The organism is Streptomyces sp. NPDC037389 (assembly GCF_040636475.1).
Lineage (GTDB): Bacteria > Actinomycetota > Actinomycetes > Streptomycetales > Streptomycetaceae > Streptomyces > Streptomyces hesseae.
The window spans coordinates 89,582-102,235 of the sequence record NZ_JBEZUS010000001.1; the positions used below are offsets into that span (position 1 = coordinate 89,582).

At 73.4% G+C, this 12,654-nt stretch carries 10 protein-coding genes; 7 read left to right on the top strand and 3 right to left on the bottom strand.

Annotation, left to right across the window (positions count from 1 at the left end):
* Nucleotides 1–105: 105 nt before the first annotated feature.
* The gene (locus tag AB0E98_RS00410) at nt 106–1,977 is read right to left on the bottom strand and encodes an APC family permease (protein ID WP_361696976.1); all 1,872 of its coding nucleotides are present in this window, start codon (nt 1,975–1,977) and stop codon (nt 106–108) included.
* Nucleotides 1,978–2,201: 224 nt separating this feature from the next.
* On the opposite strand from AB0E98_RS00410, the gene AB0E98_RS00415 reads away from it, so the two are divergent.
* Entirely contained in the window at nt 2,202–2,792 is a 591-nt protein-coding gene (locus tag AB0E98_RS00415) for a hypothetical protein (RefSeq protein WP_361696978.1), read from the top strand.
* Nucleotides 2,793–2,874: 82 nt separating this feature from the next.
* Here AB0E98_RS00415 and AB0E98_RS00420 read toward each other — a convergent pair whose 3' ends face one another.
* The gene (locus tag AB0E98_RS00420; protein ID WP_361696980.1) at nt 2,875–3,792 is read right to left on the bottom strand and encodes an oxidoreductase; all 918 of its coding nucleotides are present in this window, start codon (nt 3,790–3,792) and stop codon (nt 2,875–2,877) included.
* 107 nt (nt 3,793–3,899) lie between these two features.
* Between AB0E98_RS00420 and AB0E98_RS00425 the strand changes: the two genes are divergently transcribed.
* The 3 genes from AB0E98_RS00425 (at nt 3,900) to AB0E98_RS00435 (ending at nt 6,807) form a co-directional block, all read left to right on the top strand.
* Entirely contained in the window at nt 3,900–4,589 is a 690-nt protein-coding gene (locus AB0E98_RS00425) for a hypothetical protein (protein ID WP_361696982.1), read from the top strand.
* 194 nt (nt 4,590–4,783) lie between these two features.
* Nucleotides 4,784–5,656 (top strand): hypothetical protein, encoded by an 873-nt coding sequence (locus AB0E98_RS00430; protein ID WP_361696984.1) that lies wholly within the window; start codon nt 4,784–4,786, stop codon nt 5,654–5,656.
* A 110-nt stretch (nt 5,657–5,766) separates the two neighbouring features.
* Complete coding sequence (locus AB0E98_RS00435) at nt 5,767–6,807, top strand: hypothetical protein (RefSeq protein WP_361696986.1); 1,041 nt, start codon at nt 5,767–5,769, stop codon at nt 6,805–6,807.
* A gap of 52 nt (nt 6,808–6,859) precedes the next feature.
* Here the strand turns inward: AB0E98_RS00435 and AB0E98_RS00440 are convergent, their stop codons facing one another.
* The gene (locus tag AB0E98_RS00440) at nt 6,860–7,591 is read right to left on the bottom strand and encodes an ElyC/SanA/YdcF family protein (RefSeq protein ID WP_361696988.1); all 732 of its coding nucleotides are present in this window, start codon (nt 7,589–7,591) and stop codon (nt 6,860–6,862) included.
* Between the two features lie 151 nt (nt 7,592–7,742).
* On the opposite strand from AB0E98_RS00440, the gene AB0E98_RS00445 reads away from it, so the two are divergent.
* From AB0E98_RS00445 to dnaG, 3 genes are all read left to right on the top strand, one after another.
* On the top strand, nt 7,743–9,074 hold the full coding sequence (locus AB0E98_RS00445; protein ID WP_361696990.1) for a deoxyguanosinetriphosphate triphosphohydrolase: 1,332 nt from the start codon (nt 7,743–7,745) through the stop codon (nt 9,072–9,074).
* A gap of 189 nt (nt 9,075–9,263) precedes the next feature.
* A complete protein-coding gene (locus tag AB0E98_RS00450; protein ID WP_361696992.1) occupies nt 9,264–10,526 on the top strand; it encodes an FAD-dependent oxidoreductase in 1,263 nt (420 codons plus the stop codon).
* Nucleotides 10,527–10,571: 45 nt separating this feature from the next.
* A complete protein-coding gene (gene dnaG, locus AB0E98_RS00455) occupies nt 10,572–12,470 on the top strand; it encodes a DNA primase (protein WP_361696994.1) in 1,899 nt (632 codons plus the stop codon).
* The last annotated feature ends 184 nt before the right edge of the window (nt 12,471–12,654 follow it).

Consider the following 12,654-nt stretch of genomic DNA (forward strand, 5'->3'; position numbering starts at 1 on the left):
TCCCCGCTCCTGGCGGGGTCCCCCCCCCCCCGCGCCCCCGACCCCCCCGGGCCGGCCGGCGCGCTGCCCCCCCCCCCCCCCCGGGGGCCCCGGCCCTCGCGCCGGTCAGCCCTGCTGCGCCCCGATCCGGAACCGCAGTCGGCAGATCACCGCATCCGTATCCCGCCGCACCGCGTGGGCGACGACCGCGCCCCGCTGGTTCTGGAGCAGCCGCTGCCACAAACGCGCAGGCTCCACCTCGGGTATCAGCACCGTCACCCGCGTGTCCGGGTGGCGGTCCGACAGTTCGCGGACGTAGTCCACGATCGGCCGCCCCAGCGCCCGTGTCGGCGCCGGCAGTTCGACCAGATCAACCCCCGGCCGCCACAGCTCCCAGTCCCGCCGCAGCGACTCCGCGGCACGGCGGCCCTCCGCGTCCGGCTGGGTGACCGTCACGGCCACGACCTCGTCGCCCAGCGACACCGCCGCCGTCAGCGCCTTGCTCGTCAGCCGGGACAGCGACGACACCGGCACCACGACCACGGAGTGGCAGCGACGCGGCGCCTCCGGCACCCGGCCCAGCTCCAGCCGCTCGCCGATCCGCTCGTACGCCCGGTGGACCACCTCGAAGGCCAGCACCAGCACCGGGAGCGCCACCACGATCAGCCAGGCGCCCTCGGCGAACTTCGTCGCCGTGACGACCACCGCCGACACACCCGTCAGCACCGCGCCGAAGCCGTTGAGGAGTGCCTTGCCCTTCCATCCGGAGGAACGTTCCTGCCGCCAGTGGCGCACCATACCGACCTGGCAGATGGTGAAGCCGACGAACACGCCGATCGCGAAGAGCGGCACGAGCGTGTTGACGTCGCCACCGGAGAAGACCAGCAGCAGCGCGGAGACGGCGGCCAGCGCCAGTACGCCGTGGCGGTGGACCTGGCGGTCGGCCTTGAGGCCGAAGACGTGCGGCAGGTAGTTGTCGCGGGCCAGCAGGCCCATCAGGACCGGAAGCCCACCGAAGGACGTGTTCGCGGCCAGCGCCAGCAGCACGACGGTGGCGAACTGCACCACGTAGAAGGCCCAGTTGTGGCCGAGCGAGGCGTCCGCGAGCTGGGCGAGGACGGTGACGCCCTCGACCGGCTGGAGGTGGAAGCGGCCGATCAGCACCGACAGGCCGATCAGCATGACGCCGAGCAGCGCGCCGAGGGCGACCTCCGTGCGCTGCGCCCGCCGGGTGGCGGGGGCGCGGAAGGACGGGACGGCGTTGGCGACGGCCTCGACGCCGGTGAGGGCGGAGCAGCCCGCGGCGAAGGCCTTCAGCAGCAGGAGCGCGCCGACGGCGGTGGCGTTCCCGGCCAGCGCGGAGGCGTGCCCGGTGGCGGCCTCGGTGCTCGCGGGGGCGGAGCGGAAGAGCCCCACGACGATCATGGCGAGAATCGAGCCCACGAAGACGGCGGTCGGCACGATGAACGCCTTGGCGGATTCCACGATGCCGCGCAGATTGACGCCGGTGACCAGGACCAGCACGGCCAGGCAGATCCACAGCCGGTCCGCGTAGAGGGAGGGGAAGGCGGAGGTCAGGGCGGCGACGCCGGCGGTGACCGAGACCGCCACGTTCAGCACGTAGTCCAGGACCAGGGAGGCCGCCGTGAACAGACTGGTGCGTCGGCCCAGGTGCCGCTTGGCGACCGCGTAGGAGCCGCCGCCGTCGGGGAACGCCGCGATGACCTGCCGGTAGGAGGCGACGAGGACAGCCAGCAGGGCGGCGATCGCGAGCGTGACCGGCAGCGTGAACCCGAGGCCGTGCGCCCCGGCCGCCGCCAGTACGAGAACGATCGACTCGGGCCCGTACGCCACCGACGCCATCGCGTCGAGCGACAGGGCCGCCAGGCCCTGGACGGCCGTCAACCGGTGCCGGTCCTCGGCGGACCGCGCGGCGCCGGTATCAGGCGGTTCCTCGCCGGTGCCGGCGGCGTTCTCCGAATTGGCCAGCATGGACATGTTTTGTCGTACCTCCGTGGTGTCCGAGCGCTCAGCGTGCGCTCGGGCAGAGAGGGTCGCGACCGGCCTTGGCGGCCTCTTGGCGCGCTTTGGCGGTTTCCATACGCGTTATTGACGAGGGAGGAGGGAGGGGCGTCAGGGCGGCGCAAGGATTGGCCAACGCCACGTCAGCACGCCGTCAACATCCCGCGCCGCGTTCGGTCAGCGGTTCTAGCGTCAGGAGCATGGGACGGCGACAGACGTTACGAGCGCGGCACGGTGGCTACGTACGACGGACACACGCCGGGAAGCCCGGGAAGCCCGGGGCGTCGGGGCGCGTCCTCGCCCGGGACCTCGGCTGGCGGCGCGAAGCCCACTCGGCCTGGCTGTGCGGGCTGGGGCTCGGCGGGGCGCTGCTCCTCGCCGACGTCGCCCGGGGCAGCGTCAACTGGCCGCGCGGCGGCTGCTGGACGGTCATCGCCATGACGCTCGTCGCCGTGCTGTGGCCCGCGCGCGTCACCGCCGGCGAGAACTGGCTGGCGGTGCGGGGCCTGCTGCGCGAGCGCCGGGTACGCACCGATCTGCTCACCCGGGTGCGCAGATCGGACGGCATGTCACCGAGGCTGGTGCTGCGGGATGTGGCGGGCAACCGCGTGGAGTTCGACCCCAAGGTCCTGACCGCGAACCCACTGCTCTGGCACCACCTCGACACGGGCGCGCGCCGCGCCCGCGAGAGCGGCCTGCTGCGCGAGGGCGCGATGCCCCTGGGCGCGCTGGCGGACCGCATCGACAGCGAGGGCGCGCGCAGGCTGCTGCGGTCGGCGGGGCTGGAGTAGGGACGGGAGCGGAGACGGGAGCGGAGGCAGGGCCCGGCGGTGTCCAGGCCGCCCCCACCCCCACCCCGGCGCGACGCCCTACTCAGGGATACGTCACGCCCGTCAGCCGCTCCGACACCGCCCACAGGCCCGCGCTCGCCCGGTCGTCGCGTGTCCACCACGCTCGTACCGAGCGCGTCGGCGCGCCGCGCAACAGCTGGACGCGCGGGCCGATGAAGTCGTCCTGGCGTACGCCCGCCGCCGTGGCGGCGTAGAGCGACGGCAGCGCCCCGTCCTCCGCGCTCTGCGCGACGACACGGTTCAGGAGCTCCGCGCCCCGCTCCATCCAGGCCCGCTCCTCCATCCGGGCACCCGCTGTCTGGAGATTGGTCGCCGCGTACCCCGGGTGCGCGGCCGCCGCCACGACGGACCCGCCCTCGGCCGTCAGCCGGCGCGACAGCTCGTGCGTGAACAGCAGATTGGCGCTCTTCGAACGGCCGTAGGCGATCCAGCGCCGGTAGCGGCGGTCCATCTGCACATCGCGCGGGTCGACCGTGCCGAGGAGGTGCAGCCCGCTGGAGACGGTCACCACCCGCGCCCCGGGGCCGGCGGCGCGCAGCCGGTCCAGCAGCAGGCCCGTCAGCGCGAAGTGGCCGAGGTGGTTGGTGCCGAACTGCATCTCGAAGCCGTCCACGGTCCTGCGCTGCGGCAGCGCCATCACCCCGGCGTTGTTCATCAGCAGATCGACGCGCTGGTCCGGGAGTTCCTTCGCGAAGGCCCGTACCGACGACAGGTCGGCGAGGTCCAGTGTCGCCAACCGTAGGTCCGCGTCCGGCACCTGAGCTCGCATCAGCTCCTCGGCCGCCTTGCCCCGGGTGGCGTCCCGGCAGGCCAGCACCACCCGCGCGCCCCGCCGGGCCAGTTCCCGCGCCGTCACATAGCCGATGCCGCTGTTGGCGCCGGTGACCACGGCGGTGCGGCCGCTCTGGTCGGGGATGTCCTCAGCTCTCCAGCCAGTCATGCGGCCGACAGTACCCGTGCGGCGGCCGGAACGCGCTTCTTACGGACGTTCACCCTTTCCCCTTACGGTGGCTCACCTCCATCACCTCATGGGGGGATATCGCTGACATGATCATGCGAAGAAGAAACGTGCCGGCGCGGGTGCTCCTCGCCCTGCTGGCCGCCACCGGGCTCGTCCTGGGCGGCACGGCCCCGGCCCACGCCACCCAACGGGACTCCGCCCCGGCGGCCACGCCCGGCGGCATCGACGAGACGATCGTCTTCGGCCGGAAGCTCATCGTGCCCCAGCCGTACACGCCCGACCCCACGACCGGCATCGGGCCGAACGCCTGCCTGCTCAAGTACCACGAGTACGACCCCACGCCCGGCTGCGGCGGCTTCACCCTCGACGTGACCCTGCACAACGTCCGTTCCCAGCCCGGCTACCTCGCCGGCAAGTACGGCGGGCACAACTGGTTCAAGGCCACCGCCGACACCGCCCGCACCTTCGGCTGCCGCACGGCCGACGGCACGTTCGACTGGTCCACCGCCTTCGTGGTGCGGACGGAGCGGACCCCGCTCCTGTCCTGGTACTACTACGCCGACCCGGGGTGGATCACGAACATGTTCCGCGGGAACCCGGAGCGGGACTTCGGGCCGCAGTTCTCCATGAACTTCCCCGCCGTGAAGGTCGACTGCGCCCCGGGCACCACTCCCGTGCAGTACGGCCTCAAGGTCACCGACATCGACGTCTCGATCGAGGGCTCCGACGTCTATGGCACCACGAGCTGGCACCACGACGGGCCCTTCTACGGCTGATTCAGCCGATCCAGCCGATCCCGCACGGACGGTACCGAGGGAATTCATCGGTCATTCGCACTACCGACCTTCCGGAAAGCTGCTCGGTGCGCTGCGATCCCGGTTGTTGCGGTTAGCCTGTCGACAGCCTTCCTGACGTGGTGGGGGTGCTCGTGCCTTTCCTCCGGTGGTCCAGGGTCCCTTGGGTCCGGGCCGTGCTCGCGGGCCTGTACGTCGTCGCGCTCGCGGCCGCCGTGCCCAGGGGGGCCGGCGGTCACGGGCGGGGCGGCAACTGGTCCAGCGCGGAGGCCCGCCGCTTCTGGGGGCCCACCCGTACGGCGGACACCGCCGACGGCGCGGACGGCGCCGCGAGCGGGGTCCGGCGGATCTCCGGCAGCGCGCGCCACTTCGACGGGGTGCCCTCGGTCGGCGTGCTCTTCTACGCCGGCGAGGACATGAAGGACCACCACTGCACGGCCAGCGTGGTGCACAGCCCCAAGGGCAACCTCATCGTCACCGCCGGCCACTGCGGCTTCAGTGAGGGCGCCTCCTTCGTCCCGGACTACCAGCAGGGCGCGGGTGCCCAGCCGTACGGGGTGTGGACCGTGGACCGCGCCTTCGCCGACCCCCGGCGCGACGACTACGGCGACGGCTCCGACCTGGACTTCGCCTTCGCCACGGTCAGACCCGACGGCCGGGGCCGCCAGATCGAGCGGGTCACGGGCGCCAACCGGCTGGTCCGCACGCCCGGCTTCACCAATCTTGTCACCGTCATCGGCTACCCGAGCGCCGACAGCGACCCCGCCGACCAGGCCGTCCGCTGCGCGGCCCTGACCGCCCGGCTGGCGGGGCACAACCAGCTCAAAATGCGCTGCGACGGGTTCACCTCGGGCACCTCGGGCAGCCCCTGGCTCCTCCACTTCAGCGAGAAGGCCGGAACGGGCGACCTCGTCGGCGTCCTCGGCGGCCTCAACGGCGGCGGCCCCGACGGCGATGACGCCGACCGGGTCTCCTACAGCCCCGTCAACGACGACGAGATCTTCAAGCTCTACCTGGACGCCATCAACGGCCGTGAACCCCGGCGGTGACGCGCCCCCGGCGGTGACGGGAAACCGCCAGTGACGGCGTTCCGGGAGCGCGTCGGTCGGGTGTGCGAGCACGGTGTCCTCCTCCGCAGTCGAACAAAGGGAGGGCAACCATGCCGAGGAGTTGGGGCCGTGCCGCCGTCGCCACGGCGGTGCTGCTGGGAGCGCTGGTCCCGGCCGGAACGGCCACCGCCGGGGGAAAACGTGTCCACGCGCGCGTGGTCGCCGAGCTGGCGGGCGAGCACGTCGCCTCCGCCGTGAACAGACACGGCGAGCTCGTGTTCAGGACCAAAGAGGGCGAGCCCACGCTGTGGAACCCGGAGACGGGCGAGCGCCGGGCACTCGGAGGAGCGCCCGGTACGAATCCCACCGGCCTCACCGACGACGGCCGGGTCGTGGGCGCGCACTACAAGGACGGCCTGGTCCTGTGGGACGCCGACGGGAACGTCACCAAGCCCGGCATTCCCGCCGGCGAGACGGCGGTCGACGAGAACTCCGCCCGGATCGGCGCGGACGGATCCGTGATCCTCAAGGCCTACCACTGGATCGGCCCCGGCCCCGGACCGCGCCCGCGCCCCGAGCCCGTCCTCACGTACTACCGCTGGAACCCCGGTGCCGGATTCCGGTCACTGGGCCCGCTGAAGGGCGGCACGACCGCCGTGGCCGTCAACGACGAGGGCCTGATCGCCGGGAGCCTCGGCAACACCGCCGCCGTCTGGCACCCCGACGGCCGGACGGAGACCTACGCGCCCACCGTGGAGGGGACGACCTCGACCTGGGCCCGGGGCGTCAGCAACCGGAACGTGCTCGTCGGCGGGCAGCTGCGCCCGGGCGGGCTGAGCGTCGTCCCGACCCGCTGGGACGAGCCCACCGAGCCACGGGAGCTGCCGGACCTCGGCTTCGGCGGTGAGGCCACCTCCGTCAACAGCCACGGCTGGATCGCCGGTGTCGCCCGTACCTCCGCGAGCGACTACCGCACCGTGCCGGTGGTGTGGGAACCGCACGGCGGCATCCACCGCCTCGACGAACTGCTGGACCTTCCGGGCGGCGACAGGCCGGTGACCGTGGAGGCGCTCAACGACCGCGACCAGATGCTGGTGAGTACGTACAAGGACGACTGGACGCCGCTGGCGTGGGTGGTGCGGCTCACCTGACCGTAGCTGCCGTATGACCGTAGCTGCCGTATGACCGTAGAGGTCGTACGGCCTACCGCCCCGCCGTCTCCAGCGCCCGCTCCACGCCCGGCTCGTGCGGGCCCAGGAAGACCGGGCTGGGCCGTACGACCGCGTCCAGCGCGGCCTTGCCCGCGGCGAGGACCTCCCGGGCCCCGCCCGCCAGCCAGGTGATGTCGTGCTTCTCGCCCGCCCCGACGCCGTACGCGTCGATGCCGGCCGCCCCGCACAGCGCCACCGCGCGCCGTATGTGGAAGTCCTGGCTGATCAGGACCGCCCGGTCCACCCCGAAGACCCGTTTGGCGCGGGCGCACGAGTCCCAGGTGTCGAAACCGGCGAAGTCGCTGACGATCCGGTCGCCGGGCACCCCGCGTCTCGTCAGATACGCGCGCATCGCGTCAGGTTCGTCGTAGTCGTCACGGCTGTTGTCGCCCGTCACCAGCAGCACCCGGACCTTGCCCGCGCGGTACAGGTCCACCGCCGTGTCCAGCCGGTGGGCCAGGTACGGGGACGGCTTGCCGCCCCACAGGCCCGCGCCGAAGACCATGGCGACCGGGGCCGCCGGGACGTCACCGGCGGTCCGCACCCGGGGCGTGCCCGCCGCGTGCACCCAGGTGACGGGCAGGAGCGCCAGCACACAGCCCGCCATCACGCCCCGCACCGCCCGCCGCCGCCCGGCGACGGTCGCGGGCAGCCGCAGCCGTGGCCGCGCCCGGCGCAGCCGGTACCGCAGTCCGGGCAGCCCGGCACCGCTCGTCACACCCATATGGACCTCCCCCGTATCGCGAAGGGCCAACGTCGCGGCGGAGCCGCGGGTTCCCGGAGCGCCCCGGCACCGGCGGAGGCCCCCGCGAAGAGCCCCTCGAAGACCCCCGCACGCATCGCTGCTGTCACACCCTGGGGCTACCGTCGGGGGTATGAACGGCAGCGCAGCAGGGCCCGTGACAGAGCAGGACGGCATCGCCGGATACGACCCGGCCGACCTGGAGCGGTGGGCGCCCGAGCCCGACAAACGGCCGGGCCGCACCGCCTTCCAGCGCGACCGGGCGCGGGTGCTGCACTCCGCGGCGCTGCGCCGGCTGGCCGGCAAGACCCAGGTGGTCACCCCCGGCACCAGCGCCCGCGCCTGGGACGCCAGCCCCCGCACCCGGCTGACGCACTCCCTGGAGTGCGCCCAGGTCGGCCGGGAGCTGGGCGCCGCCCTCGGCTGCGACCCCGACCTGGTGGAGGTCGCCTGCCTGGCCCACGACCTCGGCCATCCGCCCTTCGGCCACAACGGCGAGCAGGCGCTCAACGAAGTCGCCGGACCCTGCGGCGGTTTCGAGGGCAACGCCCAGTCGCTGCGGCTGCTCACCCGCCTGGAGCCCAAGCGCTTCGTCACCGTCCCCGCCACCGGCGAGGTCGTCAGCGTCGGCCTCAACCTGACGCGCGCCGCCCTGGACGCCGCCACCAAGTACCCCTGGCCGCAGGGCGGCCACCCCACCGACCCGGACTCCCCGAAGTTCGGCGTCTACGCCGACGACATGCCCGTCTTCGCCTGGCTGCGCCAGGGCGCCCCCGGCCACCGCCGCAGCTTCGAGGCCCAGGTCATGGACTGGGCCGACGACGTCGCCTACTCCGTGCACGATGTCGAGGACGGCCTCCACGCCGGCCACCTCGACCCCCACGTCCTGCTCGCCGAGTCCGAGCGCCGGGAGATCTTCGCCGTCGCCGCCGGCCGCTACGCCCCGGGCGCCGCCCCCGACGAGCTCGCCGATGCCCTCGACCGGCTCCTGGAGCAGGAGTGGTGGCCGCACGGCTATGACGGCTCGGCCGTCTCCCAGGCGAGCCTGAAGGACGCGACGAGCCAGCTCATCGGCCGTTTCTGCCTGGCGGCGGAGGAGGCCACCCGGTCCACCCACGGGCCCGGTCGGCTCACCCGGTACCGGGCCGAACTGGTCGTCCCCCGGGGCACCCGCCTGGAGTGCGCCGTGCTCAAGGCCGTCGCCGACCGCTATGTGATGCAGCGCGAGGACCAGGAGAAGCTCCGCGCCGAACAGCGCGTCGTCATCGCCGAGCTCGCCGAGGCCCTGGTGGCCCGCGCCCCCGACGGCCTCGACCCGCAGTTCCACTCCCTGTGGACCGAGGCGAAGGACGACGCCGGGCGGCTGCGCGCGGTCGTCGACCAGATCGCCGCCCTGACCGACAGCTCCGCCCGCTCCCTCCACGCCCGGCTCGTCGGCGGCGGGGCCGCCCGGCCCCGGACGTGACCCGCCCGACCCCTTGCGGGGGCCGCCCCGTCCGGGGTACTCCCTCTACCGGCGGCACGCGGGGTACGGCACGCTCGGCGTTGGCGCCTTCCGCGGTGGCGCGGTCCGCCCGGAGGCGCGGCCCGCGGACGTGAGACCCGATGGCCGTACCACGCACGGCGTGGCACGGCGGCAGCGAGGAGGCAGCAAGTGGTGGACGCGAACCAGACGTTCGTCATCGTCGGAGGAGGACTGGCCGGCGCCAAGGCGGCCGAGACCCTCCGGCAGGAGGGCTTCACCGGCCGGGTGATCCTCATCTGCGACGAACGCGAGCACCCCTACGAGCGGCCCCCGCTCTCCAAGGGGTACCTCACGGGCCGCGACGCCCGGGACAGCGTCTTCGTCCACAAGCCCGACTGGTACGCCAAAGCCGACGTCGAGCTGCATCTCGGCCAGCCCGCCGTCCACCTCGACCGGGCCGCGAAAACCGTGCGCCTGGGCGACGGCACCCTCGTCCACTACGACAAGCTGCTGCTGGCCACCGGCGCCGAGCCCCGCCGCCTCGACATCCCCGGCACCGGCCTCGCCGGCGTCCACCACCTGCGCCGCCTCGCCCACGCCGAGCGGCTGCGCGGCGTGCTGTCCTCCCTCGGCCGGGATAACGGCCACCTCGTGATCGCCGGAGCCGGCTGGATCGGCCTGGAGGTCGCCGCCGCCGCCCGCGGCTACGGCGCCGAGGTCACCGTCGTCGAGCCCGAGCCCACCCCGCTGCACACCGTCCTCGGCCCCGAACTCGGCCAGCTCTTCACCGACCTCCACGCCGAGCACGGCGTCCGCTTCCACTTCGGCGCCCGCCTCACCGACATCGCCGGCCACGACGGCATGGTCCTGGCCGCCCGCACCGACGACGGCGAGGAGCACCCCGCCCACGACGTCCTCGCCGCCATCGGCGCCGCCCCCCGCACCGCCCTCGCCGAAGCCGCCGGCCTCGCCCTCGTCGACCGCGCCGACGGGGGTGGCATCGCCGTCGACGCCTCCCTGCGCACCTCCGACCCCGACATCTACGCCGCGGGCGACGTCGCCGCCGCCGAGCACCCATGGCTGGGCACCCGCCTGCGCGTGGAGCACTGGGCCAACGCCCTCAACGAGGGCCCCGCCGCCGCCCGCGCCATGCTCGGCCAGGAGGTCTCCTACGACCGGGTGCCGTACTTCTTCTCCGACCAGTACGACGTCGGCATGGAGTACTCCGGCTACGCACCGCCCGGCTCCTACGACCAGGTCGTCTGCCGGGGCGACGTGGGCAAGCGCGAGTTCATCGCCTTCTGGCTCGCCGAGGGCCGGGTCCTCGCCGGGATGAACGTCAATGTGTGGGACGTCACCGAGGACATCCAGAAACTCATCCGCGCCGGTGCCCGCCCGGACCTCGACGCCCTCGCCGACCCCTCCGTGCCCCTGCGGTCCTTCGTGCCGTAGCCATGAGGGCCCGCGCTGTCGGTGCCCGGCCGTAGAATTCACGGCGTGGCAGGCAGGATCAACGATGACGACGTGAAGGCGGTCCGGGACGCGGTCCCGATCGACGCCGTCGTGTCCGAGTACCTCCAGCTGCGCAACGCGGGCGGCGGAAACCTCAAGGGCCTCTGCCCCTTCCACGACGAGAAGTCCCCGTCCTTCCAGGTGAGCCCCGCCAAGGGGCTCTTCTACTGCTTCGGCTGCCAGGAGGGCGGGGACACCGTCGACTTCATCATGAAGATCGACCACCTCTCCTTCTCCGAGACGATCGAGCGCCTGGCCTCCCAGGCCGGCATCACCCTGCGCTACGAGGAGGGCGGCTACACCCCGGGCCGCCAGCAGGGCGAGCGCATCCGCCTGATCGAGGCCCACAAGATCGCCGCCCGGTTCTACGCGGACCAGCTGGCGAGCCCCGAGGCCGAGATCGGCCGGAAGTTCCTGGCGGGCCGGGGCTTCGACCAGGCCGCCGCCGAGCACTTCGGCGTGGGCTACAGCCCGGCCGGCTGGGATCACCTCACCCGCTTCCTGCGCGGCAAGGGCTTCTCCGACAAGGAGCTGCTGCTCTCCGGCCTCGCCCAGGACAGCCGCAGCGGCAAGCCCATCGACCGCTTCCGCGGCCGTCTGATGTGGCCCATCCGCGACATCACCGGCGAGGTCATCGGCTTCGGCGCCCGCAAGCTCCGCGACGACGACAACGGCCCGAAGTACCTCAACACCCCCGAGACGGCGATCTACAAGAAGTCGCACGTCCTCTACGGCATCGACCTCGCCAAGAAGGACATCGCCAAGACCGACCGCGCCGTCGTCGTCGAGGGCTACACCGACGTCATGGCCTGCCACCTGGCCGGCGTCACCACCGCCATCGCCACCTGCGGCACCGCCTTCGCGGGCGACCACATCAAGATCCTGCGGCGGCTGCTGATGGACAACGCCGCCTCCGAGGTCGTCTTCACCTTCGACGGCGACGCCGCCGGCCAGAAGGCCGCCCTGCGCGCCTTCGAGGACGACCAGAAGTTCGCCGCCGAGACCTCCATCGCCATCACCCCCGGCGGCATGGACCCCTGCGAGCTGCGCCTCGCCGAGGGCGACGCCGCCGTGGCGGCCCTGGTCGAATCCCGCACCCCGCTGTTCGCCTTCGCCATCCGCCAGGGCGTCGCCCGCCACAACCTGGACACCGCCGAGGGCCGCGCCGCCGCCCTGGAGGCGGCCGCGCCCATCGTGGCCAACATCAAGAACAGCTCCATCCAGCACGAGTACGCCGTCCAGCTCGCGGGCATGCTCGGCATCCTCGACACCCAGTTCGTGGTCCGCCGCGTCGGCCAGCTCGCCCGCTGGGCCCGCGAGCGGGGCCAGCGCCCCGACGGCCGTACGCCCACCCGGCAGAGCGCGCCCCCGGCCGCCGCGCCGCAGCCGCAGGCCGCGCGCGGGCCCGCGCTCAATCTGCGCAGTCCGGCCGCGCTCACCGAGCGCGAGCTGCTCAAGCTCGCCCTTCAGCACCCCCACCTGGTGGCCCCGGCCTTCGACGCGTACGGCGAGGACGAGTTCACCGCCGCGCCGTACGTGCTCGTGCGCCGCGCCGTCGAGGCGGCCGGCGGCGTCACGGGTGCCGACGCCGGCTATCTCGCGAAGGTCCGCGACGCCGCTCCCGACGACACGGTGCGTTCCCTGGTGACCGAGCTCGCCGTCGAGGCGGTGCGCGCGAAGACCGTCGACGAGGTCTACGCGGGCGTCCAGCTCGTCCAGGTGCGGCTGCGGGCCGTCGAGCGGCGCATCCAGGACGTCCAGGCCGGCCTCGTCCGCCTCGGCGACCGCCCCGACCCCGAGCACCTGGCCGCCGTCCAGAACGAGCTGTGGGTCCTGGAGCAGTACGGGCGTGCCCTGAAGGACCGCGGGGCAGCGGCGCTGTAGTAGCCGGCCCGTTCGTGGGCAGGCGTTCCGCGGGGCTGGGGGGGCACCTCCCAGCGGTAGCTGGGGGAGGGCGGGCACAAACCGGCCACCGGGCCGCACCCGAAAACGTCGGTACGGCACCGCCGGGCTCCCCGGCGGGGGCTGAGCGCCGTCGCGGCGGGAGGAAAACGTAAGCGCCCGGTCA